This window comes from Janthinobacterium sp. CG3 (genome assembly GCF_000344615.1).
Classification (GTDB): Bacteria; Pseudomonadota; Gammaproteobacteria; order Burkholderiales; family Burkholderiaceae_D; genus Janthinobacterium.
Genome location: NZ_KB467824.1, coordinates 1,876,529 through 1,901,194 on the forward strand (window position 1 = coordinate 1,876,529; position 24,666 = coordinate 1,901,194).

Below are 24,666 nucleotides of genomic sequence, written 5' to 3' on the forward strand. Positions count from 1 at the left end.
GTTGCGGGAAGCGACTTAGATTGTCTGAAGCCGGGCTTGGGGGCTAGCCTGGAAGCCGGCCGGACGGAGCGTGTCAATGACTTTGAAACACCTGGTTGAATCGGCGAGAGTCTAAATCTCGTATTTCAGGCAGCTTTTTTCTCCATTGGTGGCGGGTTGATCCAAGCGGCCGTCGGCAATTTTTGCGGCTATGGCATGCGGTGTTTGAAGCGGTTCGGCGTGCGCTGGAAAGCGATTGCCAGAGTGGCTTGTCGTTGCTTGCGCACTTCGGCGGCGCGGCCGGTGTGAACGCCCTCAGGCGTCATCATGCCGATGCCGGAATGGCGNTGCTGTCGGTTGTACCAAGAGAAGAACTGGACACAGTGCGCGCGCGCGTCGGCCAGCGAGCCAAAGCGTGGCGGAAANCCGGGCTGGTACTTCATGGTTTTGAATTGCGCCTCCGAGTACGGGTTGTCGTCGGAGACGTAGGGCCTGCTGTGCGACTTGGCGATGCCCAGGTCGCACAGCAGCGTGGCCACCGGCTTGGAGCGCATGCTGCTGCCCCGGTCGGCATGCAAGGTTAGCGTTCCCGGTNCGATGCATTCNTTGGCGGCGCTGTCGGCAATGAGCTGCTCGGCCAGCTCGGCGGTTTCCTGCTCGGCCACCATCCAGCCGACGACGTAGCGGCTGAAGATGTCGAGAATGACATACAGGTGGAAGCAGGTGCCCCTGACCGGACCCTTCAACTTCGTGATGTCCCAACTCCAGACTTGATTGGGCACCACGGCCAGCAGTTCCGGTTTGGCGTACTCGGGATGGCGTAGTTGGTCGCGGCGCTCGCGCACNGCGGCACAGCCTTGCAACAGGCGGTACATGGTGCGCACCGANGCCACGTAACGTCCCTCGTCGAGTAACTGGGCGTGNATGGCCGCCGGAGCGCAATTGGCGAAGCGTGGGCTGTTGAGCACGTCGAGCACCACGCGGCGCTCCAGCTCCGACAGCGCCAGCGGCGGTCGCCGGGCCGGTGCTGCGGTGGCCGGCAATGGACAGACGTGGCAAGCGGCTCGGTCGCGATACANGGCGCTGCGTGGCAGGCGCAGGGCGCGGCAGGCGGCGGCCACGCCGACCTGTTCAACGAGGCTCTTGGCGGCGCTGATCACTTCGGCTCGCTCGGCGTGTCGGCGGTGCTCAGCCCCAGCAGAATGGAAAGTTTTTTTTGGGCGTCGATGATCAAGTCCGCCTTGACCAGCTTGGCACGCAGGCGCTCGANTTCGTTTTCCAGTTCCNGCACCCGGCGTGTCTGGGCGCCGGCGGGATCAGCCTTCGGTCCCCGCTTGCGCTCCAGCGCGCCAGTCTCGCCAACTAGTTGCCGCTGCTTGCGCCAGGTCGCCAGATGGGACGAATAGATGCCCTCCCGGCGCAACAAGGCGCCAATATCGCCAAGNGCCACGCAGGCGTCGGCGGCGGCCAGAATGCGTAACTTCTCGGCCTTGGAAAAGGCTCGCCGCTTGGCGATGGGAACAACCTCGGGGTCGGGCCGCAGGACCTCAATAGGCGACGGGCCGGGTGCGTTCTGGGTATCTGCTGGGCTGCTAATTTGATGCTTTCGGTTGTGCATGTTGGAACCTACCGCTGTACTTTAAATTAATCGGGTAGGTGTCTCAAGTTATATTGGCACAGGGGGCTCGCACTGCACTTGTCGCCCCAGGCGTAAAGCACCGCACCAATCATTATGCAGAGTTTGATCGATTTCCAGCCAGCGGACGATATCGCCGCGGGTCGCGTCAAGCAACCTCATTACTTCAGCATAGCAACTTGAGGCCATGAACGCTTCACGGACGTGTGCCGGCGCGGACAATGGTTGTGTCTCTTCAGGAAACAGTTCGATTTGACCACCCGCGCTCAAGACCAGTCCTCGCGCAGCGCTCACGAATCCCGGGTAAGCGGCCGGCCGAACCACCTTCGTTCTGAGCCTAATCCTGTGTAGAGTTGTGTAGAGTTTGCGAACGGTAGCAACGAGTCGATTTTGCTGTTGGGGCAGGTAGGGAGTTTTTCGAGGGTATCGGCCAGCCAGCGTGCAGGGTCAAGGCCGTTGAGTTTAGCGGTGGCGAACAAACTTTGGATCGCGGCGGCACGGCGGCCCGCACACTCGGAACCCGTGAAGAGCCATTTTTTTTGCCGGTGCCGATTGGGCGTATCGCGTTCTCGACCGGATTGTTGTCGATCGGCAGGCTGCCCGAGCTGCCATAGCGCTGTAGTGCTGGCCAGCGCTTGAGCGCATGTTCGACGGCCTTGGCCGTGCCGCTGCCGGCAGCGACGGTACGCTGGGGCGCAACGAGCCAGGCGTGCAGGTCGGCAAGGCCGGGAAGGCATGCTGTTCGCGCAATGGGAGCCGCTGCACCGGCGTCATGCCCACTGCTCGCTGCTCGATGGCATACAGCTGTGCAATGCGGCGCAGCGCCTCCTCGGCCACGAGGCTGCCGCTGGCGGCGTGCGCGTCGAAGAACTTGCGCCGAATGTGGGGCCAGGCACGCGAGCTCAGTGGGGCCAGCCGCAAGTAGTGCTTTGTAGCCGACGTAATCGTCAACCATCAGATGCCCTCGCCAGTCTTGCAGGAAGGTGCGTGCGCGCCAGCTCGGCTGCTCTGGTAGTCGAACACGATCACCGATGGCCCGTCATCAAGCGCATTGGAGCGGTAGCGTGTCTGGTCTTGCCGCTGCCTGGATCGAGCTGGCGCACCGGTGTTTCGTCGGCATGCAGGCAACTTCGTTCCCTGAACAATTCGGCCAGCCTGTCGGCCAGCGGCTGCAAGGCCACACCGATGCGTCCAATCCACTAGGAGTCTGCGCGGCAGACAATTCTTGCGCTGACCATGTGACGCGCTTCTTGCCTGCGTCGATGGCGATTCACTTTCGCACTCGAAAGTGGAATGAAATAGGAGCCTGAGAGCGGGGATTGGACGGACTTTCGCCCTTTCAGGTCTTACGCGGACAGCATTTTCGCCATGCGCCGCAGGTTCAGCGCGGTGCAGACGAGTTTCCACTCGGCCTGAGCCTTCGCCAGTCCTCGCATGCTAAATTGCCGGAACCCGAGTACGCTTTTCACCCAAGCGTTGGGCGGTTCCGAGATCCACTTGCGTCTTCGGTAAGCCGCCTGGATCGTCGCGGATCTGAACTTGTCTGCCATGGCGGCACACAAAGGCCGCTTTTTCGGATCGATTACCGCTTCCTGCTTGCCGATGCGTCCGAGTGCCACAATCAGTTCGGACGGGTGAGCGCGTAGTTGCTCGAACATGGCTTCCGAGCGATAGCCTGCATCGGCGAGCACCAGCTCGGCATCGTCACCGACGTTGCGCTTTACCGCTGCGAGCACCGACGCCAGTTGCCCACTGTCAGCCGCACTATTGACGAGTTCGGCCGCCACGATGATGTGGGCGCTCTCGTCGACTGCAGCTTGGGCGTTGTACGCATAGTCGAAGCCGCCGCCGGCGCNCTTCATGATACGGCTTTCCGGNTCGGTAAAATTCTCTTGGGCGTCGGGCTTGGGTTCGCCGAACTTGTATTTAAAACGCGACTTCTTCTTTGGCTTGCCAGAGTCCTCGGGCGGCACATCTTCGTCATCGCTACGGCCGCGCGCGATATCGGCCTGGCGTTGGCGATCTTCAAGACGCGCACGGGCAGCGCGGATGACGGCAAGGCGGTCCTCGCGCCTTGCGATCTCCGCCGGGATATCGAGTTCCGGCTCGTTTTTTTCGGCGGCATCCGCCGCTCTGGCCCTGGCCAGCAACGCGTCGATTTGATCCTTGAGCTCACGCTCGGCCTTTTGCATCCGGTCGTAGCTCATCGCTTTGTGGCGCGATGCGTTGGCCTTGATCTTGGTGCCATCGACACCGATCGTGCCAAGCTTGACCAAGCCGCACTCTTTCGCCATCTTCACTACCTGTACGAACAGGTCCGACAGTTCCTTCAAGTGGATCGCGCGGAAATCGCAAATTGTTCGGTGCGCCGGATAGTTGTCAGCGGCGAGCATACGCAACGCCACGTCCTCGTACAGCTTTCGGGCCAGCTTGCGTGATGAGAACACACCGGTTGCATACCCGTACACAAGTATTTTGACCATCATCGCCGGATTAAATGGCTGGTTGCGGGACCCGCCCCCTGCATACCGCGCGTGAAAGGCGGACAGGTCGCGCGAGTCGACAGTGTCGCTAACGAAGTAGGCCAGGTGCCCCTCAGGGAGCCAGTCTTGCAAAGCATGGGGAAGCAGCATCTGTTGATGCTGATTGTAGGGGAGGTAGCTCGTCGTCATTCGACAAGTTTACCTCGTCCCCATTCCGATTGCATCAGTTTCTGCCGCGCAGACTCCTAGCCCAGCGTGGAACGCGCCAGCGGCACGCCCGCGCGCGCTGCGATCTGTTCGACCCGGTACAGCGGCAGGTGGTCGAGGTACTTGCAAACAGCGATCCAAGCCAGCAAGCCAACAGCGGCCATGCCGCCACCGTTGCCGTTGCCTTCACCGTGCCTGCCTTGGTCGCCCCGATGGTCACGCCGCCGACGGTGAAATTAGTGCCGGTTTGCTGGCTCAAGAATTGCTGGATCGTGAATACATTGTGGGCGCTCTTCATCGACGGCTGACAGGTGTCCGTCAACTGATGGCGCTTGTCGTAGGTACTCAACGTCATGTTGACGCCGCCGGCGGCGATTGCCGCAACCACGACCGGGTCGATCGACGCCCCTTGCACCAAATAAATCGACATGATCTGGTTCAGCGTCATCGGGCGTAGATCGGCGCCGGCGGACTGGATCAACACGGTGACGTTGCTGCTCTTGTCGTACAGATAGGCCTTGGTCGAACCGTCGCCCGTATTGGTTTTCCAGACCCTCCCCCCATTTTGTCGTATTCGGCAAACTCGGCCGTGCTGCCGTTCACACCCTTGCCCACCACCTCGTTGTAGGCGTTGTAGCGAATTTCGTGGATGTCTCCCCCCCAGGCGCCAGCCCCGGTCTGGTCGCCGCTGACGTTCCCGAAGGTTTGGCGACCATCAACCAAGACATCCGAGAATGACTCGCCGATGACATTGACGATGGTGCCGTTGTTCACCCGATCAATGTATGACATACATCAGCCGCTCCATTCGAATCTTGTATATTTTGCATGTATACCAGTATACAAAATATCCGAAGGAACGGCATCTCCTTCACAAATAAACCATTAGCTACTAGGACACCTGATCTTTCACCGCTCGATCCTGCTAAGGAAAAAAAATGACCATCAGACCATTAACGCCGGTTGAAATGAAAGTATTTGATCGGATATTAATAAAAAGAAAACAATTACTGCTAAAAGTCCCGCTGTGTGAGCGCACCATCCTCGACATGGAAAAACGGGGCGAGTTCCCAAAGCGCTTTTCGATCACCTGCCGCCTCGTCGCCTGGGATCTTGGCGAGGTCGACGGATGGATAGCCCGTCAAAAGGCCATGGCGTTGCAACCCCGCCCACCAGGTGATAAAAATAGCCAATAACAGCCCCCTGCCTGCGGCGATTTTCAGTCCAGACCCCGCGCGCAGTCGAGCTCATACCACAAAATAGCGATGCCGACAGATTCAAAATGCACTCGCCTTCACTCAACGCCCCCTGCGGCGTTGGCGCGCGGCCCCAATTATTTCGGCACGGTCCACGAATCGACCATATCAGCCCAGTCCTGCAGCATGGCCCTGCGCTGGCGCTCGTACTCAGCCTTGTTGTAGACAGCCCGGACGCCTCTTTGCTCATGGGCGAGACACTTCTCAATCCAATCCGTGTTATAGCCGGCTTCGTGCAATAGGGTCGATGCTGTCCGACGCAAGTCGTGCGGGGAAAATTCCTGGAGCTCCTCGCCCTGAGCCCGCGCTTCAGAAACAGTTGCCGTCAGAATGCGATTCAGCGTCGCTCCGCTAATCGGCAAGTCCGGGTCATATCGAGATGGGAGTAAATACGGGGACGTACCGGCGCAGGTTTTTAACGCCACCAGCATGTCCAGTGCCTGCCGAGCCAGATAGACATTGTGCGGATTGCGCCTCTTCATGCGCTTCCCCGGTATTGCCCATATTGCCTCCGAAAAGTTGACCTCGTCCCATGTGGCCGCGGTCAATTCGGACTTGCGCACCATGGTCAGAAGAAGCAGTTTGCACGCCAGGCGGAGCGTGGGTGACGAATGCACATAGTCGACATATTTGTAGAACAAGGCGATCTCACCCGGACCGAGGGCGCGGTCCCTCGGTTCAAATTGGGCGATTGAACAGGGCGGCACCATGTCGGCCGGATTTTCGTGCAGGTGTCCACGTTGTCCGGCATGCCGGAATACCATCATGACGATCTCGCGCGCATGGACGGCGGTGGCCGGTGCGCCGCGCTCGACGATTTTATCGCACAGGGTGCGTAATTCGTTGTGCGTGATCTCGGCCAAGAGCAGGCGGCCAAACGGCCCTTTCAAGTCACGCTCGTAAACCGAACGCCGCATATCGCGCGTGGATTCCGCCATCTTGTACTTCGCCAGCCAGCGCTCGGCCCAGATGCCAGCGTCTTCTTGGCGGCATCAAGCTTCTCCCGCGCCTGCAGCAGCGTGATTCCACCGACTCCGTACTTACCCAGCACCAGGGTCTCTTGACGGCCATTGATGCGATAGTTGTAGCGAAACGAAATGGTCCCTGTGGTGAGCACCGCGACATACAAGCCATCGCGGTCCGTCAGTTTGAATGTCTTGTCTCCGGGTTTGAGACTTCTAAGCTTTGTGTCGGTCAGCATGAGTTCCCCCTGCCTTGGTACCATCATTGAAACGGCGATTTTCGCCGTAAAAAAAGCCTTTTAAATCAATCATTTAACATCGAAAATACCATCATTGGCACCATCATCGGTTGCAATGGGGAATGATGGTATTGACACTCAAAATTTTGCTCCCAAAATTTGATGCCATCTAATGTACCATCAATAAATCGTGCTTGCCTTTGCCGGAACATGCCGATCGCTGCAGGCCATTTACGAAAAAAGCCCCTGGAATCAGGGGCTTAGTCTCATCCACCTACCCGGCATTGCCAGAGGCCGCCAGTCAGGGAATCATTCCCATTCGATGGTCGCGGGTGGCTTGCCGGAAATATCGTAGACCACGCGGTTGATGCCGCGCACTTCATTGATGATGCGGTTCGACACTTTGCCCAGCAGCGAGTGCGGCAGGTGCGCCCAGTGCGCCGTCATGAAGTCCTGCGTCTGCACCGCGCGCAGCGCCACCACGTACTCGTAGGTGCGGCCGTCGCCCATGACGCCGACCGACTTCACCGGCAGGAACACGGCGAAGGCCTGGCTGGTGCCGTCGTACCAGTTCCGCGGCGCCTGCTCAGGGTCGAGGCCCTCGCCGCCGACGAATTCAAACGGCGCGTTGCGCAGCTCTTCGATGAAGATCGCGTCGGCGCGGCGCAGCAGGTCGGCGAAGTCCTTCTTCACCTCGCCGAGGATACGCACGCCCAGGCCAGGACCAGGGAACGGATGGCGGTAAACCATCTCGTGCGGCAGCCCGAGCGCGACGCCCAGCTTGCGCACTTCGTCCTTGAACAGTTCACGTAGCGGTTCGAGCAACTTCAGGTTCAAGGTCTCCGGCAAGCCGCCGACGTTGTGGTGGCTCTTAATGGTCTGGCCCTTCTTGCCCTTGCCGGCGCTTTCGATAACGTCGGGGTAGATGGTGCCCTGCGCCAGCCATTTGGCGTTGGAGAGCTTGCCCGCTTCGACCTGGAACACTTCGACGAATTCGCGGCCGATGATTTTGCGCTTCGCTTCCGGGTCGGCGACGCCGGCCAGGTGGCCCATGAATTGCTCTTCGGCGTCGACGCGGATGACTTTGACGCCGAGGTTCTTGGCGAACATGTCCATCACCATCTTGCCCTCGTCCAGGCGCAGCAGGCCGTGGTCGACGAAGACGCAGGTCAGCTGGTCGCCGATGGCGCGGTGGATCAGCGCGGCGGCAACCGACGAGTCGACGCCGCCGGACAGGCCGAGGATGACGTCGTCGGTGCCGACCTGGGCGCGGATCTTCTCGACCGCCTCGGTGATATAGTCAGGCATGTTCCAGTCGGATTTGCAGCCGCAGATTTCATGCACGAAACGGCCCAGGATGGCCTTGCCCTGCATCGTGTGCGTCACTTCCGGGTGGAATTGCACGGCGTAGAAGCGGCGCTCCTCGTCGGCCATGGCGGCGATCGCGCAACTGGCCGAGTTGCCCATCAGCTTGAAGCCGGGCGGCATCTCGAGCACCTTGTCGCCGTGGCTCATCCACACCTTCAGCATGCCGTGGCCTTCGTCGGTGACGAAGTCGGCGATGCCGTCGAGCAGCTTGGTGTGGCTGCGGGCGCGCACTTCGGCGTAGCCGAATTCGCGCACCAGGCCGTTTTCAACCTTGCCGCCCAGTTGCGCGGCCATCGTCTGCATGCCGTAGCAGATGCCCAGCACCGGCACGCCCAATTCGAACACGGCCTGCGGCGCGCGCGGCGCGTCGCCTTCCAACACCGAGCTGTGGCTGCCCGACAGGATCACGCCGGCGGCGCCGTAGTTGCGCACGAACTCGTCGCTGACGTCGTGCGGGAACACTTCGGAGAACACGCCGGAATCGCGCACGCGGCGGGCGATCAGCTGGGTGACTTGTGAGCCGAAATCGAGGATGAGGATTTTAGAATGCATGGAGTGGGCACTTTTCAATGAATACATCGGGGAGCAGGCGCTCTGCCCCGGTGGAAAACGGTGGCGCGCCCCGCCGGTGGCGGGACGGCTGCTGGCGCGACGTTGCCGCGCCAGCCCTTGCAACATCAGTCGCCGGAGCGGTAGTTCGGCGCTTCCTTGGTGATCTGCACGTCGTGCACATGCGACTCGCGCATGCCGGCCGACGTGATTTCCACGAATTCGGCTTTTTCGCGCAGTTCGTCGATGGTGGCGCAACCGCAGTAACCCATCGATTGGCGCACGCCGCCGACCAGTTGGTAGATGATCGCCAGCACGCTGCCCTTGTAGGCGACGCGCCCTTCGATACCTTCTGGCACGAACTTGTCGGCCTTCATGGTGGCGTCCTGGAAATAACGGTCGGCCGAGCCGTCCGTCATCGCGCCCAGGCTGCCCATGCCGCGGTAGGACTTGAAGCTGCGGCCCTGGTACAGGATCACTTCGCCCGGCGCTTCTTCGGTGCCGGCGAACATGCTGCCCATCATCACGGTCGAGGCGCCGGCGGCCAGCGCCTTCGAAATGTCGCCCGAGAAGCGGATGCCGCCGTCGGCGATGCACGGCACGCCGGTGCCGGCCAGCGCTTCGGCGACGTTGGAAATCGCGGTGATTTGCGGCACGCCGACGCCGGCGACGATACGGGTGGTGCAGATCGAGCCAGGGCCGATGCCGACCTTGACTGCGTCGGCGCCGTATTCGACCAGCGCCAGGGCGGCGGCGGCGGTGGCGATGTTGCCGCCGATGACGTCAACGTGGGGAAATTTGGTTTTGATCCAGCGCACCCGATCCAGGATGCCCTGCGAATGGCCGTGGGCGGTGTCGACCACCAGCACGTCGACGCCGGCGGCGACCAGCAGTTCGATGCGCTCCTCGTCCTTGGCGCTGACGCCGACGGCGGCGCCGACCAGCAGCTTGCCCAGCGAATCCTTGGAGGCGAACGGATGTTCGGTGGCCTTCTGGATGTCCTTGACGGTGATCAGGCCGCGCAGTTCAAACGCTTCGTTGACCACCAGCACGCGTTCGAGGCGGTGCTTGTTCATCAGGCGCTTGGCTTCGGCCAGGTCGGCGCCTTCGGTGACGAACACCAGTTTTTCGCGCGGGGTCATCTTGGCGCGCGCTTCGGCGTCCAGTTCCTGCTCAAAACGCAAATCGCGGTTGGTGATGATGCCGACTACTTCCTTGCCCTGCACCACGGGGAAACCGCTGATGCCGTATTGCTCCGTCAGCGCGATCACGTCGCGGATCTTCATTTCCGGCGGAATCGTGATCGGGTCGCGCAGCACGCCCGCTTCGAAACGTTTGACCCGCGCCACTTCGCGCGCCTGGTCTTTCGGATTCAGATTCTTGTGGATAATGCCGATACCGCCTTCTTGCGCCATGGCGATGGCCAGACGGGCTTCGGTCACGGTGTCCATCGCCGCCGACAGCAGCGGAATGTTCAGCGAGATGTTGCGGGTCAGGCGAGTCTTGAGGGACGTATCGACAGGCAAAACGTTGGAGTAAGCGGGGACGAGCAGCACGTCATCGAATGTGAGTGCTTTTTGAAGTAGACGCATAGCATTTCCTATTGGCGCAAAAGTGAATTATACAGACAAAATCCCCTCTCGTCTTTGCATACGGGAAAGACATCGGCAAAATGGTCGACATGCGGTGCCGCGATTGACTTCCGTGTGGAAACATGGCGAAATCTGGGCACAAGGCCAACCGAAAGACGCACATGACGACGAAACAAGCAACACGCTGGCCACGCCTGCTATTCGGCGGCGCGCTGCTGGCCGCGGCGGCGCTGGCGCAGGCGCAATACGTATGGCTCGACGACAAGGGCCTGCGGCAGTATTCGGACCGCCCGCCGCCGCCGGCGGTGCCGGCCAAGCGCATCCTGAAGGCGCCCGGCGCCGCGTTGCAGGAGGCGGCCGGCGGCGAGGCCGCGGCGGCAGCATCCACCCCTGCGGCCGGCGCGCAGGCGCCCAAGGCGGAGCCGACCACCGCCGAGCGCAACGCCGACTTTCGCAAGCGCAAAGCCGACGAGGCCGAGAAGGAGCAGAAGGCCGCCGAAGCGGCCAAGCGCCAGGCCGACATCGACAGCAATTGCGCCGGCCTGCGCCAGAGCAAGCAGACGCTGGAATCGGGCCGGCGCATCGGCACCACCGACAAGGCCGGCCAGCCCGGCTACATGGGCGACGAAGAGCGCGCGCAGCAAAGCAAAAAAGTGCAGCGCGCGCTGGCCGACTGCAAATAGCGCGGCGCTGTCACCAATTGCCACAACGCCGAAACCGCCTAAATCAGGTCTTGGCTGGCTTCACGCCGGCGCGGCGGCGCCGCGTTTCCTTCGGGTCCGCCAGCAGCGGGCGGTAGACTTCGACGCGGTCGTGCTCGCGCAAGACGGTGTCGAGCGATTTTTTCTTGGCGTAGACGCCGACGGCCGCGCTGGCCAGGTCGATTCGCGGCACCTCCAGCAGCAGGCCGCTCAAGCGCACAGCCTGCTCCAGCGTCGTGCCGGCGGGCACCTGCAGATCGCGCAGGAATTCGTAGTCGGGCGTCGCGTAGCACACCTGCACCTTGATCTGCCGAGTCATCGCCTCACCCATACACCGTCTCGGCGCGCTTGCAGAAGGAGTCAACCATGCTGTTGGCGATCATGCCGAACACCGGCCCGATGATTTGCTCCAGCACGCGGCTGGAAAATTCGTAGTGCAAGTCGAGTTCGATCTTGCAGGCGTCGGCCCGCAGCGCCTTGAACGTCCAGACCCCGTCCAGGGACTTGAAAGGCCCGTCCACCAGCTTCATCTTGATGCTGGTGGAGGGCGCGTTCTCGTTCGATGTCGTGAAGCTTTGCCGCACTCCGTGGTAATGTATCGCCAGGCTTGCCACAACGGTGTGCTCGCCGCGCTCGCGCACCTCGACACCGCCGCACCAGGGCAAAAATTTGGGATAGTCCTCGACTGCCGCCACCAGCGCGAACATCTGTTCCGCGCTGTATCCCAGGAAAACTGATTTATGTACTACTGCCATTGAAGAACCGTTTGCTATGATGTTGGATATCTCAATCGTTTTGATCGCGCTTGCGCGAGACAGTAGTTTAACCGACCCGCGCACATTTACCATCTCATGACCATAGCTGACAATAAAAAAGCCTTTCACGACTACTTCATCGAGGATCGCTACGAAGCGGGCCTCGTGCTCGAAGGCTGGGAAGTCAAGGCGATCCGCGACGCCCGCGTGCAGATCAAGGAGGCCTACGTCGTCGTCCGGGGCGACGAACTATTCCTGTTCGGCGCCCACATCAGCGCGCTGCCGACCGCGTCCACCCATATCCATCCGGAGGCGGTGCGCACGCGCAAGCTGCTGCTGCACAAAGCCGAGATGAGCAAATTGATCGGCAAAGTCGTCCGTTCCGGCTTTACCCTGGTGCCACTCAACCTGCATTACAAGGGCGGCCGCATCAAATGCGAAATCGGCCTGGCCAAGGGCAAGAAGCAGCACGATAAACGCGCCGCGGAAAAAGACCGCGATGGCAGCCGCGAAGTCCAGGCGGCAATGAAGACGCACCGCCGCTAATAAGCCGCCGCCTCGTCCGCCCCGCCCCAAGCCCGGTCGCGCACCGGGCTTTTTCATGTCCGGGCAATGGAACAACGCCGCGCCGCGCGGAACATCGCAAGGCCGGGGATAGTCGATTATTCCATTGGGGTGATTCACAGCCGGCCACCATCTTGTATTGGCGGGGCGCAAGGGCCGGAGGAGCCATCGCAGACTCGACGCCGCGGGGTGGCCGCGTGCATAGACAGACCGGATCAGGCGCGTCGGCGGATTGTTTCCGCTGGCGCCGGCCGGGTCCGGATGCTTGCGGCAGATAAACTGGCAAGCATCCGAATGAACGGTTTTTAAACCTTCAGCAAATCGCGCGATTTGCCGGAATCAGTCCATTCTTTTACCCATTTCGGTTGACGACCGCGACCCGTCCATTGCTGCGACGTGTCGTTAGGATTGCGGTAACGTACCGCTACGGTGCCGGTCTTAGCGCGGATACCGGTGCCAACCAAGTCTTTGACCGAAACGCCAACGCTCTGCGCGATTGCCAGGATTTGTTCCCGGGCTTTGCTCATATCGTCTTGTTCGCGCCTCTTCATTTGTTTCTTGATGTCGTCTTGCAGTTTACGCAAATCGGCGAGGGATAAAGTGGATAGATCCATGATGTCTCCTGTGGGTGTATGAACGATGAAGTTTAAGAAAAAAGATTCTATCCAATTGTAACGCGCTTTGCGCGTTTTTTGATATTTTTTACATCTAATTCGACTAGCGGCCTTCACTATCCAGCAATTATAGCGCCGCCCCGCAGCCGAACGCCATTCAAGCCCATCCAATTTCCACACGCCGCCGCCATTGTCGAACCGGCTCAACCAGCGCTAACGTAGATAATGCCGGTACCGGATTGCAATGTAGCATCAATTATCTTGCAATTTTTAATAACAGTAAATAGCAATTCCCATCTGGAGCGCCCCTGATCCACTGCGCTTTGTTTAAATCGGCACCGGCCGGGCGCCGCAGCATTGTTTTCGACCGCGCCCGCCCTTATCCGGCTTATCCCGCAGCATTCCCCTGCGTCTATGCATGCCTAGACAACTGTTGTTTTAATGCCATAAGCCGTATCTTTTCAGGCCTGCACACCCTCGCCCGGCAGTTTTTTCTGGGTCTTTACGACTTGCATTGCGGTAGCGATCAAGCCGCTGATATCGCCCATATTGGCGGGAACGATAATCGAGTTATTCGTCTTGGCCAATTGCGCGAAGGCCCCGACATATTGCTCGGCCACTTTCAAATTCACCGCGTCGGCGCCGCCCGGCTCGCGAATCGCCGCCGCCACCTGGCGCAGCGCCTCGGCGTTCGCCTCGGCCAGCGCGACAATCGCCGTGGCCTGCCCCTGCGCCCGGTTAATCGACGCCTGCTTTTCGCCTTCGGAGCGGGCAATCGACGCTTCCCGTTCGCCGCTGGCGATATTGATCTGCTCCTGGCGCCGCCCCTCGGAGGCGGCGATCAGCGCGCGCTTTTCGCGCTCGGCGGTAATTTGCGCCTGCATTGCATGCAGGATTTCCTTTGGCGGCGTCAGATCCTTGATTTCATAGCGCAGCACCTTGACGCCCCAGTTCGCCGCCGATTCATCGATGGCGTTGACGATGGTCGTGTTGATATGGTCGCGTTCTTCAAACGTCTTATCCAGTTCCATTTTGCCGATCACCGAGCGCAGCGTGGTTTGCGCCAATTGCGTGATCGCCGCGATGTAATTCGACGAGCCGTAGGACGCGCGCATCGCGTCGGTGATCTGGAAGTACAAAATGCCGTCCACTTGCAGTTGCGTGTTGTCGCGCGTGATACAGACCTGCGGCGGCACGTCGAGCGGGATTTCCTTCAGCGAGTGTTTATAGGCGATGCGGTCGACAAACGGAATGACGATGTTCAAGCCCGGCCCCAGCGTGGCGTGGTATTTTCCAAGGCGTTCGACCACCCAGGCGTGCTGTTGCGGCACGACGTTGATGGTCTTGAATACAAAGACCAGCGCGAAAATGAAGAAAACGATGGTGACGCTACCGAAACTGATGTCCATATGCTGCTCTCCTGGTGAATTAACTGGTATCGCTGAATCCGAATGGCCGCGTGATATCGGCTTACGCTGGCGCTCAGCCGAGCTACGCCCCCTCTAGCATTGCCCTAGCCGACGATCAGGCGGCTGCCGCGCACTTCCTGAATGATGTAGTTGCCGGCCTCGGGATTGGCGCCGGGCGCCAGTTGCACATCCCATTGCGCGCCCCGGTACATCACCCGCGCTTCGCCGTCGACCCAATGCGCCACGTCAATGCGCTGGCCCACGTCCATATTCACGTTGGCGTCGCGCCCCGCCTCCGACGTCGCCGGCTTGCCGTATTTGCTGCGCCGTAGCAGCAGCGTGGCCAGCACGCCGACCGCCGCCGCCACCAGGGTCTGCACCGGCATCCCCGGCCCGGCCAGCGCCACCAGAGCGCCGGCGGCGATACCGATGGCGATCATCAACAGATAAAAGGTTCCGGTAAATAGCTCCAGAATCACCACCACGCCGGCCACCAGGAACCAGCTCATCCAATCCGACATCATGCCTCCCGTTCAAGTAAAACGACTAAAAAAAACCCCCGCAGCCCGATAAGGGCGGCGAGGGTTTTGTCTTGCGAATGGGTATGTATTAATAGTTTTTGCCAGACTCTTATATGCAGCCAGTCTAACGCACATTACCTTGCCGTCAAAACGACAATGTTCATTGTTTGCTATTTATATCCCATTCCGGCGCCATTATTTCTGCAGCGCCGCCAGTTTTTGCCAGGTGTCGATCACCGAGTCCGGGTTCAGCGACATCGATTCAATGCCCTGCTCCATCAGCCAGACCGCGAAATCCGGATGGTCGGACGGCCCCTGGCCGCAAATGCCGATGTATTTGCCCTGCGCGCGGCAAGCCTTGATGGCCATCGCCAGCAAGGCTTTCACGGCCGGGTCGCGCTCGTCGAAATCGGCGGCCAGCAAGGCCATGCCGGAATCGCGGTCCAGGCCCAGCGTCAGCTGGGTCAGATCGTTCGAACCGATCGAGAAACCGTCGAAATACTCGAGGAACTGGTCGGCCAGGATGGCGTTCGACGGCACTTCGCACATCATGATCAGGCGCAGGCCGTTTTCGCCGCGCTTCAGGCCGTTTTTACCCAGCAGGTCGACGACTTTCGCGGCTTGGCCCAGGGTACGCACGAACGGCACCATGATCTCGACGTTGGTCAGGCCCATGTCGTTGCGCACGCGCTTCATGGCCAGGCATTCCATCTCGAACGACTCGGCGAAGTCCGGCGACAGGTAGCGCGCGGCGCCGCGGAAGCCCAACATCGGGTTTTCCTCGTCCGGCTCGTAGCGCGAACCGCCGATCAGCTTCTTGTACTCGTTCGACTTGAAGTCGGACAGGCGCACGATGACCGGTTTCGGCCAGAACGCGGCGGCGATGGTGGCGATACCCTCGGCCAGCTTGTCGATGTAGAACGCTTTCGGCGAGGCGTGGCCGCGGGCGACCGATTCCACGGCTTTCTTCAGGTCGGCGTCGATGTTCGGATACTCGAGAATCGCCTTCGGATGCACGCCGATGTTGTTGTTGATGATGAATTCCAGACGCGCCAGGCCGACGCCTGCGTTCGGGATCGACTGGAAGTCGAACGCCATCTGCGGATTGCCGACGTTGAGCATGATCTTCGTCGGCAACGGTGGCAGTTCGCCGCGCGCCTCTTCCGACACTTCCGTTTCCAGCAGGCCGTCGTAGATGCGGCCCTCGTCGCCTTCGGCGCAGGACACGGTGACGAAGGTGCCGTCCTTCAGCAGCTCGGTGGCGTTGCCGCAACCGACCACGGCGGGGACACCCAGTTCACGGGCGATAATCGCCGCGTGGCAGGTGCGCCCGCCGCGGTTGGTGACGATCGCCGCGGCGCGTTTCATGACCGGCTCCCAGTTCGGGTCGGTCATGTCGGCCACCAGTACGTCGCCCGGCTGGACGCGTTCCATGTCGGCCGGATCGTGGATCACGCGGACCGGGCCGGCGCCGATTTTCTGGCCGATGGCGCGGCCCGAGGTCAGCACCGTGCCGCTGCTTTTGAGCTTGAAGCGCTGCTGCGCGTCGGTCGATTTCTGTTGCGATTTGACGGTTTCAGGACGCGCCTGCAGGATGTACAGCTTGCCGTCGCGGCCGTCCTTGCCCCACTCGATGTCCATTGGACGGCCGTAGTGGTTCTCGATGATGACGGCGTATTTCGCCAGTTCCACCACTTCGCTGTCGTTCAGCGAGTAGCGGTTGCGCATTTCAACGGGCACGTCGACGGTTTTCACGGAGCGGCCGGCCTTGGCTTCGTTGGTGAATTCCATTTTCAGCAGCTTGGAGCCGATGTTGCGGCGGATCACAGGCGATTTGCCCAGTTCCAGCATCGGCTTGTGGACGTAGAACTCGTCCGGATTGACCGCGCCCTGCACCACCGTCTCGCCCAGGCCGTAGCTGGAGGTGACGAAGACCACGTCCTTGAAGCCGGACTCGGTGTCGATGGTGAACATGACGCCGGCCGCGCCCAGGTCGGAGCGCACCATGCGTTGCACGCCGGCCGACAGCGCCACTTCAGCGTGGGTGAAGCCCTTGTGCACGCGGTAGGAGATGGCGCGGTCGTTGTACAACGAGGCGAACACTTCCTTCATGGCTTCAAGCACGTTGTCGATGCCGACCACGTTGAGGAAGGTTTCTTGCTGGCCGGCGAAGGAGGCGTCCGGCAAATCTTCGGCGGTGGCCGAGGAACGCACGGCGAACGACATCTCGGTGTCCGAATCGGCCACCAGTTTCTCGTAGAACGCGGCGATTTCGCTGGCCAGGCGCGGCTGGAACGGGGTTTCGACGATCCACTTGCGGATTTCGGCGCCGGCCAGGGCCAGCGAACGCACGTCGTCGATGTTCAAGCCTTCCAGGCGGTCGGCGATGCGCTGGGCCAGCGGGGCGCCGCCGTTGGCGCTGTACGACAGGAAGTCGCGGAACGCTTGCGCGGTGGTGGCGAAGCCGCCCGGCACGCGCACACCCGCGCCCGCCAGTTGGCTGATCATTTCGCCGAGCGAGGCGTTCTTGCCGCCGACGGATTCGACATCCGTCATGCGCAAATGGTCGAACGAAGCGACGTACACCGCCTCGTTGTTCTGCTCCTGCAATGCTGCGTTGGTCATAATGACACCTTTACTGATGATAGAAATCGTCGCGAGGCGCACTGACATGTGTTCTTGTTATTCTGGGCGTCGTGCAGCACAATCATACCGTTGCCCCATTTTAACAGCCCGCGACGCAGTTTGACGACGATCAATATTGACCAGAAGACTTTATGACCCCAGATCCCCGCCCCGTTCTGCCCGCCGCCGCCCGCACCGTCTTCTTTGTTTCGGACGGCACCGGCATCACCGCCGAGACCTTCGGCCACGCCGTGCTGACCCAGTTCGAGCTGCGCTTCCGGCAAATCCGCCTGCCCTTCATCGACACGCTCGACAAGGCCTACGACGCGGCGCGCAAGATCAACGAAGCCTTCACCACCGACGGCCAGCGCCCGATCGTCTTCTCGACGCTGGTCAAGGAAGACCTGTCGAACGTCATCCGCAAGTCCAGCGGCATGCACATGGACCTGATCCAGACCTTCGTGGCGCCGCTGGAGCACGAGCTGGGCGTGAAATCGACCCACACCATCGGCCGCTCGCACAACATCGTCGACAGCGAGGAATACAAGAACCGCATCGAGGCGATCAACTACTCGCTGGCCCACGACGACGGCCAGTCGCACAAGAACCTGGCCTCGGCCGACGTCATCCTGGTCGGCGTGTCGCGCTCGGGCAAGACCCCGACCAGCCTGTACCTGGCGATGCAGTACGGCATCAAGGCCGCCAACTACCCCTTGATCCCGGACGACTTCGAGCGCGACAAGCTGCCGTCGGCGCTGTACGAGTTCAAATCGAAAATTTTCGGCCTGAGCATCACGCCCGAGCGCTTGTCGGAAATACGCAACGAGCGGCGCGCCGGCAGCAAATACGCGTCGATCGAAAACTGCCGCTACGAAGTCAACGAGGCGGAGAAAATGATGAAGCGCGAAGGCATACGCTGGCTCTCGTCGACCACCAAATCGATCGAGGAAATCTCCACCACGATCCTGCAGGAAATCAAGCCGAACCGGCGCGAATACTAGCGTTGGCGCGGGCCGCAACCGGGCATGGCGCCGCCGACATGGTCGACTTACGCGCCGCGCGCTCAGCCGACCCGCGAAAAGCCCGCACGCGGCGCTAGCATTTCCACATCGAAATACTGTATATTCATCCAGTTACCCACACTCATTGCAGAGGCGCCCGCGCGGCGCCCGATTTTCCTATGGCGTCCAACAAAGCGCACCACGCAACCGGATGGGCCGCCGGCGTCATCGCCGCGGCGCTGGTGGCGCACGCCGGCGAGGGCGGGCCGTACCAGATCGTCAGCTTCCTGAGCTTCGTCGCGGGCGTGCTGGGCGGCACCGCGCCCGACTGGCTGGAGGTGGCCTGGTGGTCGCGCCGGCACCGGCTGTGGATCACGCACCGGACCTGGACGCACTGGGGCATTGCCTGGCTCGCCCTGCTGGGCTACTCCTACCTGGCGCTGGGACACGCGCTTTGGGCGCCGCTGCTGTTCGGTTTCGCCAGCGGCGGCGTGATGCACCTGCTGGCGGACTGGCCCAACCCGCTGGGCGTGCCGTGGATTATCGGGCGCCACTCGCTGAAGCTATGGAAAAGCGGGCGCTGCGACATCATCGTCGTGGCGGCGTCGTGGCTGGCGGCCGGCTTCATCGCCGACCACGTCTTCTTCGAGGACGTGCACGCGCACAAGGCGCTGGCCTTCGTGCGCTCGCTGCCGGCGTGTTCGTAGGCCTAAGGAAGCCGGCGACGCGCTGACGTTTACCGCGTCGGCAGCGGAATCCACTCCGTCTCGCCCGGCACCTGGCCCATGCGCTGCGCGCTCCAGTCCTCGCCGGCCCGGGCGATGCGCTGCTTGCTCGACGAGACGAAATTCCACGAGATGAAGCGGGGCCCGTCGAGCGGCTCGCCGCCGATGACGGCGAACCGCGCCGCGCCGCCGGCGCGCACCAGCGGCGCGCCGCCGGCGGCCAGCAGCGCCATCGTGTGCAACGCCAGCGCGACGCCGTCTATCTCCAGTTCGCCGCTGATCGGGTAAATCGCCACCTCGGCCGGCAAGCCGGCCAGCTCGATCACCCGGCCCGCCTGCAAGGCGACGTCCAGGTACAGCGTCTGCATATAGGTCGCCACCGGCGAGGTGCGGCCGAAGGCGCTGCCGATCAGCACCTTGACGACGGCGCCGTCCAGTTCGACCACGGGAATGTCCGCCTGCGGCGTGTGCGAAAAGCTCGGTTCGTCCTCCTCGTGCCGCTGCGGCAGCGCGGCCCACAGTTGCAGGCCGTGGGTGCGGTGCGGCACCCCGGCCAAATCCTTCGGCGTGCGCTCGGAGTGGACGATGCCGCGCCCGGCCGTCATCCAGTTGATCGCGCCCGGCTCGATGCGCTGGAACGTGCCCAGGCTGTCGCGGTGGTCCATGGCGCCCTCGAACAGATAGGTCACCGTGGCCAGGCCGATATGCGGGTGCGGCCGGACGTCGTGGTTGGCGTCCGGCGCCACGTCGACCGGGCCGAAATGGTCGAAGAAAATAAACGGCCCGACCGCCTGCTTCGCCGCCGCCGGCAGGTAACGGCGCACCAGCAGGCCGCCGCCCAGGTCCTTTTCGTGGCCCTTCAATACAGTGGAAATAGTCATCGCTCAAGCCAATACGTAGGTAGTTCGTTGGTCACGGCCGTCGTCCAATAAAGCCGGGAAAGCCTCAATTTACACGCTTTGCGCCATCCGCGCACGGCCCGCCGCACGCCCGGCGACCCACTCTTCGCGGACGCTTCGACTATAATGTACGACAGCGGCGCGGCCACTCTCGGCTGTGCGCCTAACCGCTCAATATGTGTCGTCGCCCGCATGTCCTTTGACTTAAAAAAATCGCTTCCGAAACCCGGCAACCGCTTCGCGCTGCCCGCCCTGTACGGCTCGTCGGACGCCTACGCGCTGGCGCTGGCCGCGCTGGAATTGTCGTCGCAGGGCCAGATGCTGGCCGTGGTCGTGGCCAACGCCAGCGACGGCCAGCGCCTGCTCGACGAGATCCCCTGGTTCGCCGGCAAGCTGCGCTGCCATCTGCTGCCGGACTGGGAAACCCTGCCCTACGACGCCTTTTCGCCGCACCAGGACCTGGTCTCAGAGCGCCTGGCCACGCTGTACGAGGTGCAGTCGCGCCAGTGCGACGTCTTGATCGTGCCGGCGACCACGGCGCTGGTGCGCCTGGCGCCGCCGTCCTTCCTGGCCGCCTACACCTTCTTCTTCAAAAAAGGCGAGACGCTCGACGAGGCGCGCCTGAAGTCGCAACTGACACTGGCCGGCTACACCCACGTCTCGCAGGTGATGTCGCCGGGCGAGTATTCGGTGCGCGGCGGCCTGCTCGACCTGTTCCCGATGGGTTCGGCCCTGCCCTACCGCCTCGACCTGTTCGGCGACACCATCGAGACCATCCGCACCTTCGACGCCGACACCCAGCGCTCGCTGTACCCGGTGCACGAGGTGCGCCTGCTGCCCGGGCGCGAATTTCCGATGGACGAGGCGGCCCGCACCACCTTCCGCAGCCGCTGGCGCGAGCAGTTCGAGGGCGACCCGTCGCGCTCGGTGGTCTACAAGGACATCAGCAGCGGCATCGCCTCGGCCGGTATCGAGTATTACCTGCCGCTGTTTTTCGAGCAAACCGCGACGCTGTTCGACTACCTGCCGGCGGACGCCTCGATGGCCCTGGTCGGCGACATCGACAGCGCCATCAAGCGCTTCTGGGTCGACACGCAGTCGCGCTACCGCTTCCTGAAGGCCGACCGCGAGCGCCCCATCCTGGCGCCCGAGGCGCTGTTCCTCAGCGACGAGAACTTCTTCACGCTGGCCAAGCCGCTGCCGCGCTGGGCCATCGCCAAAGACAACGACGCGCTGGCGTCGGAGTTGTCGGCGCCGGTGCCCAACATCGCCGTCAACCGCCGCGCCGACGACCCGCTGGCCAATCTGCGCAACTACCTGCTGCAACCGGGCCGGCGCGTGATGATCTGCGCCGAGTCGAACGGTCGCCGCGAAACGCTGCAACAGTACTTCACCGAATACGGCCTGGCGCTGGCGCCGGTCGAGGGTTTCGAGGGCTTCCAGTACGCCGACGCCAAGCTGATGCTGGGGGTGGCGCCGCTGCACGCCGGCTTCGAGCTGTTTACCGCCGACGGCAACCTGGTCTTCGTCACCGAGACCGAACTGTACGCCGGCTCCGGCCGGCGCGTCGGCAAGAAGAAGCAGGAGGGCGTGACCCAGGTCGAGTCGATGGTGCGCGACCTGTCGGAACTGAAAATCGGCGACCCGGTGGTGCACATCAACCACGGCATCGGCCGCTACATGGGCCTGATCAGCATGGACCTGGGCGAAGGCGAAACCGAGTTCCTGCACCTCGACTACGCCAAGGAGAGCAAACTCTACGTGCCGGTGTCGCAGTTGCACGTGATCTCGCGCTATTCCGGCGCCTCGCCGGAGGACGCGCCGCTGCACTCGCTCGGCTCGGGCCAGTGGGAAAAGGCCAAGAAGCGCGCCTTCGACCAGGTGCGCGACACCGCCGCCGAGCTGCTCAACCTGTACGCCCGGCGCGCGCTGCGCCAGGGCCACGCCTTTGAATATTCGGCGCACGACTACGAGCGCTTCGCCGACAGCTTCGGCTTCGACGAGACGCCCGACCAGCAGGAGGCGATCAACAACGTCATCAAGGACATGACGTCGGGCAAACCGATGGACCGCCTGGTGTGCGGCGACGTCGGCTTCGGCAAGACCGAGGTGGCGCTGCGCGCCGCCTTCATCGCCGTCATGGGCGGCAAGCAGGTGGCCATCCTGGCGCCGACCACGCTGCTGGCCGAGCAGCACGCGCAAACCTTCGCCGACCGCTTCGCCGACTGGCCGGTGCGCATCGCCGAGCTGTCGCGCTTCCGCAGCGGCAAGGAGATCACGCAAGCGTTCAAGGGCATGGCCGACGGCACCCTCGACATCGTCATCGGCACCCACAAGCTGCTGTCGGAGGACGTCAAGTTCACCCGCCTGGGCCTGGTCATCATCGACGAGGAGCACCGCTTCGGCGTGCGCCAGAAGGAGGCGCTGAAGGCGCTGCGCGCCGAGGTCGACGTGCTGACGCTGACGGCCACGCCGATCCCGCGCACGCTGGGCATGGCGCTGGAGGGCCTGCGCGACTTCTCGATCATCGCCACCGCGCCGCAAAAGCGCCTGGCGATCAAGACCTTCGTGCGCAGCGAGAGCGAGTCGATCATCCGCGAAGCCTGCCTGCGCGAATTGAAGCGCGGCGGCCAGATCTACTTCCTGCACAACGAGGTCGAGACCATCCAGAACCGCATGGCGGCGCTGACCGAGCTGCTGCCGGAGGCGCGCATCGCGGTGGCCCACGGCCAGATGCACGAGCGCGACCTGGAAAAGGTGATGCGCGACTTCGTCGCGCAGCGCTTCAACATCCTGCTGTGCACCACCATCATCGAGACCGGCATCGACGTGCCGACCGCCAACACCATCATCATGCACCGCGCCGACAAGTTCGGCCTGGCGCAGTTGCACCAGTTGCGCGGCCGGGTCGGGCGCTCGCACCACCAGGCCTACGCCTACCTGCTGGTGCACGACGTGCAGGGGCTGACCAAGCTGGCGCAGCGCCGCCTCGACGCGATCCAGCAGATGGAGGAGCTGGGCAGCGGCTTCTACCTGGCGATGCACGACCTGGAAATCCGCGGCGCCGGCGAGGTGCTCGGCGACAGCCAGTCCGGCGAGATGCACGAGATCGGCTTCCAGCTGTACTCCGACATGCTCAACGAGGCGGTGCGATCGCTCAAGAGCGGCAAGGAGCCGGACCTGGCCGCGCCGCTGTCCTCGACCACCGAGATCAACCTGCACGTGCCGGCGCTGCTGCCGGCCGACTTCTGCGGCGACGTCCACGAACGCCTGTCGATCTACAAGCGGCTGGCCAACTGCGCCGGCCAGCACAAGATCGACGACATCCAGGAAGAGCTGATCGACCGTTTCGGCAAACTGCCCGACGCCGTCAAGGCGCTGGTCGAGACGCACCGCCTGCGGGTGGCGGCGAAAAGCGTCGGCATCATCAAGATCGACGCCCACGGCGAGGCCGCCACGCTGCAGTTCATGGTCAAGCCGCCCATCGACGCGATGCGCATCATCGAGCTGATCCAAAAGAACCGCCACATCAAGCTGAACGGCCAGGACAAGCTGAAGATCACGGCGAACATGCCGGATCTGGCGGCCCGCGTGACGCAAATTAAAACCACCATCAAACAGCTGACAGCGTAATGAAGAACACCACAAACATCACCATGAACCTGACTTTGCAGGGCCTCGACGGCAGCGCCGCCGCGCTGGAGCGCATCGCCGCGCTGGCCGCGCCGGCGCGCACCACGGTGCTGGGCGCCAGCGCCGTGCGCTGCGAGGACATCAGCTACTCGTCCGGGCTGCGCCAGACCATCGAGGTGGCGGCCCAGGCCGCCCGCCTCGACGCCACCTACATGATGGGCGTGCGCCGGCTGAGCGAGTTCAAGCTGGTGGCGATGGACATGGATTCGACGCTGATCACCATCGAGTGCATCGACGAGATCGCCGACATGCAGGGCCTGAAACCGCAGGTGGCCGAGATTACCGAGGCGGCCATGCGCGGCGAACTGGAATTCTCCGAAAGCCTGATCCGCCGCGTCGCCTTGCTCGAAGGCCTGGACGCGACGGCGCTGGAGCGCGTCTACGTCGAGCGCCTGCGCCTGTCGATGGGTGCCCAGAAGATGCTGGCTGGGGTCAAGGCGGCCGGCCTGAAGACGCTGCTGGTGTCGGGCGGCTTCACCTTCTTCACCTCGCGCCTGAAAGAAAAACTGGGCCTGGACTACGCCCACGCCAACGAACTGGAAATCGTCGACGGCAAGCTGACCGGCCGGGTAGTCGGCGGCATCGTCGACGCCGAGGAGAAGAAGCGCACCGTCGAACGCGTCTGCGCCGAGATGGGCATTACGCCGGGCCAGGCCATCGTCATGGGCGACGGCGCCAACGACCTGCGCATGATGTCGATCGCCGGCTTGTCGGTGGCGTTCCGCGCCAAGCCGGTGGTGCGCGAGCAGGCCGACGTGGCGCTCAATTTCGTCGGACTCGACGGCGTACTGACCCTGTTCGAGGCCGACGACGGCCACCACCACACGCCGGTGCCGCTGGCGGCCATACCCTAAGGTATTTGGTAGATCGGGTTAGCCCATCAGGGCG

19 protein-coding genes and 3 pseudogenes are annotated in these 24,666 nt (G+C 62.5%); 7 read left to right on the forward strand and 15 right to left on the reverse strand.

What is annotated here, in order from left to right; translation table 11 throughout:
* Window positions 1–188 precede the first annotated feature (188 nt).
* The 5 genes and pseudogenes from JANGC3_RS31365 to JANGC3_RS32485 form a co-directional block, all read right to left on the reverse strand.
* Window positions 189–1,597, reverse strand: a protein-coding gene (locus tag JANGC3_RS31365) for an IS3 family transposase (RefSeq protein WP_442905264.1) whose coding sequence is annotated in 2 segments (ribosomal slippage) — window positions 189–1,154 and window positions 1,157–1,597 — 1,407 coding nt in all. Because the reading frame shifts where the segments join, the coding sequence is not laid out codon by codon here.
* A 308-nt stretch (window positions 1,598–1,905) separates the two neighbouring features.
* Window positions 1,906–2,814, reverse strand: a pseudogene (tnpC, locus tag JANGC3_RS31370) (IS66 family transposase); the annotation flags it as partial.
* Between the two features lie 147 nt (window positions 2,815–2,961).
* Window positions 2,962–4,287 (reverse strand): IS1182 family transposase, encoded by a 1,326-nt coding sequence (locus tag JANGC3_RS0108045; protein ID WP_017875976.1) that lies wholly within the window; start codon window positions 4,285–4,287, stop codon window positions 2,962–2,964.
* A gap of 65 nt (window positions 4,288–4,352) precedes the next feature.
* Window positions 4,353–4,475, reverse strand: a pseudogene (locus JANGC3_RS31375) (IS66 family transposase); the annotation flags it as partial.
* A gap of 307 nt (window positions 4,476–4,782) precedes the next feature.
* Window positions 4,783–5,097, reverse strand: a complete 315-nt coding sequence (locus JANGC3_RS32485; RefSeq protein ID WP_157406525.1) for a hypothetical protein — start codon at window positions 5,095–5,097, stop codon at window positions 4,783–4,785.
* Between the two features lie 146 nt (window positions 5,098–5,243).
* Between JANGC3_RS32485 and JANGC3_RS31380 the strand changes: the two genes are divergently transcribed.
* Window positions 5,244–5,501 (forward strand): helix-turn-helix transcriptional regulator, encoded by a 258-nt coding sequence (locus JANGC3_RS31380; RefSeq protein WP_198292006.1) that lies wholly within the window; start codon window positions 5,244–5,246, stop codon window positions 5,499–5,501.
* Window positions 5,502–5,638: 137 nt separating this feature from the next.
* Here JANGC3_RS31380 and JANGC3_RS0108060 read toward each other — a convergent pair.
* The 3 genes and pseudogenes from JANGC3_RS0108060 to guaB form a co-directional block, all read right to left on the reverse strand.
* A pseudogene (locus JANGC3_RS0108060) lies at window positions 5,639–6,762 on the reverse strand (tyrosine-type recombinase/integrase).
* A gap of 309 nt (window positions 6,763–7,071) precedes the next feature.
* Window positions 7,072–8,682, reverse strand: coding sequence for a glutamine-hydrolyzing GMP synthase (gene guaA / locus JANGC3_RS0108070; protein ID WP_017875979.1), 1,611 nt, complete (start codon window positions 8,680–8,682; stop codon window positions 7,072–7,074).
* 125 nt (window positions 8,683–8,807) lie between these two features.
* On the reverse strand, window positions 8,808–10,271 hold the full coding sequence (gene guaB, locus JANGC3_RS0108075; protein ID WP_026132707.1) for an IMP dehydrogenase: 1,464 nt from the start codon (window positions 10,269–10,271) through the stop codon (window positions 8,808–8,810).
* Between the two features lie 161 nt (window positions 10,272–10,432).
* Here guaB and JANGC3_RS0108080 point away from each other — a divergent pair, with 161 nt between their 5' ends.
* Window positions 10,433–10,954 (forward strand): DUF4124 domain-containing protein, encoded by a 522-nt coding sequence (locus JANGC3_RS0108080; RefSeq protein WP_017875981.1) that lies wholly within the window; start codon window positions 10,433–10,435, stop codon window positions 10,952–10,954.
* Between the two features lie 43 nt (window positions 10,955–10,997).
* On the opposite strand, the gene JANGC3_RS0108085 is transcribed toward JANGC3_RS0108080, so the two are convergent.
* The gene (locus JANGC3_RS0108085; RefSeq protein ID WP_017875982.1) at window positions 10,998–11,303 is read right to left on the reverse strand and encodes an RnfH family protein; all 306 of its coding nucleotides are present in this window, start codon (window positions 11,301–11,303) and stop codon (window positions 10,998–11,000) included.
* A complete protein-coding gene (locus JANGC3_RS0108090; RefSeq protein ID WP_026132709.1) occupies window positions 11,296–11,727 on the reverse strand; it encodes a type II toxin-antitoxin system RatA family toxin in 432 nt (143 codons plus the stop codon). The genes JANGC3_RS0108085 and JANGC3_RS0108090 overlap by 8 nt, the downstream gene beginning before the upstream one ends.
* A 96-nt stretch (window positions 11,728–11,823) precedes the next feature.
* Here JANGC3_RS0108090 and smpB point away from each other — a divergent pair, with 96 nt between their 5' ends.
* A complete protein-coding gene (gene smpB / locus JANGC3_RS0108095; protein ID WP_017875984.1) occupies window positions 11,824–12,273 on the forward strand; it encodes an SsrA-binding protein SmpB in 450 nt (149 codons plus the stop codon).
* A 323-nt stretch (window positions 12,274–12,596) separates the two neighbouring features.
* On the opposite strand, the gene JANGC3_RS31385 is transcribed toward smpB, so the two are convergent.
* The 4 genes from JANGC3_RS31385 to ppsA all read right to left on the reverse strand — a co-directional run bounded on the left by JANGC3_RS31385 (window position 12,597) and on the right by ppsA (window position 17,391).
* A complete protein-coding gene (locus JANGC3_RS31385) occupies window positions 12,597–12,905 on the reverse strand; it encodes an H-NS histone family protein (RefSeq protein WP_081611802.1) in 309 nt (102 codons plus the stop codon).
* Window positions 12,906–13,366: 461 nt separating this feature from the next.
* Window positions 13,367–14,314, reverse strand: a complete 948-nt coding sequence (locus JANGC3_RS0108105) for an SPFH domain-containing protein (protein ID WP_017875986.1) — start codon at window positions 14,312–14,314, stop codon at window positions 13,367–13,369.
* 104 nt (window positions 14,315–14,418) lie between these two features.
* Window positions 14,419–14,835 (reverse strand): NfeD family protein, encoded by a 417-nt coding sequence (locus tag JANGC3_RS0108110; protein WP_026132710.1) that lies wholly within the window; start codon window positions 14,833–14,835, stop codon window positions 14,419–14,421.
* Between the two features lie 195 nt (window positions 14,836–15,030).
* Entirely contained in the window at window positions 15,031–17,391 is a 2,361-nt protein-coding gene (gene ppsA, locus JANGC3_RS0108115) for a phosphoenolpyruvate synthase (protein ID WP_035788434.1), read from the reverse strand.
* 221 nt (window positions 17,392–17,612) lie between these two features.
* Between ppsA and ppsR the strand changes: the two genes are divergently transcribed.
* Window positions 17,613–18,461, forward strand: coding sequence for a posphoenolpyruvate synthetase regulatory kinase/phosphorylase PpsR (gene ppsR / locus JANGC3_RS0108120; protein ID WP_017875989.1), 849 nt, complete (start codon window positions 17,613–17,615; stop codon window positions 18,459–18,461).
* Between the two features lie 179 nt (window positions 18,462–18,640).
* Window positions 18,641–19,168, forward strand: coding sequence for a metal-dependent hydrolase (locus JANGC3_RS0108125; protein WP_017875990.1), 528 nt, complete (start codon window positions 18,641–18,643; stop codon window positions 19,166–19,168).
* A 29-nt stretch (window positions 19,169–19,197) separates the two neighbouring features.
* On the opposite strand, the gene JANGC3_RS0108130 is transcribed toward JANGC3_RS0108125, so the two are convergent.
* A complete protein-coding gene (locus JANGC3_RS0108130; protein WP_026132712.1) occupies window positions 19,198–20,067 on the reverse strand; it encodes a pirin family protein in 870 nt (289 codons plus the stop codon).
* A gap of 210 nt (window positions 20,068–20,277) precedes the next feature.
* Here JANGC3_RS0108130 and mfd point away from each other — a divergent pair, with 210 nt between their 5' ends.
* Together mfd and serB are read left to right on the forward strand one after the other, a co-directional pair.
* Window positions 20,278–23,718 (forward strand): transcription-repair coupling factor, encoded by a 3,441-nt coding sequence (gene mfd, locus JANGC3_RS0108135; RefSeq protein WP_017875992.1) that lies wholly within the window; start codon window positions 20,278–20,280, stop codon window positions 23,716–23,718.
* Complete coding sequence (gene serB, locus JANGC3_RS0108140) at window positions 23,718–24,632, forward strand: phosphoserine phosphatase SerB (RefSeq protein WP_017875993.1); 915 nt, start codon at window positions 23,718–23,720, stop codon at window positions 24,630–24,632. The genes mfd and serB overlap by 1 nt, the downstream gene beginning before the upstream one ends.
* Window positions 24,633–24,666: the final 34 nt, after the last annotated feature.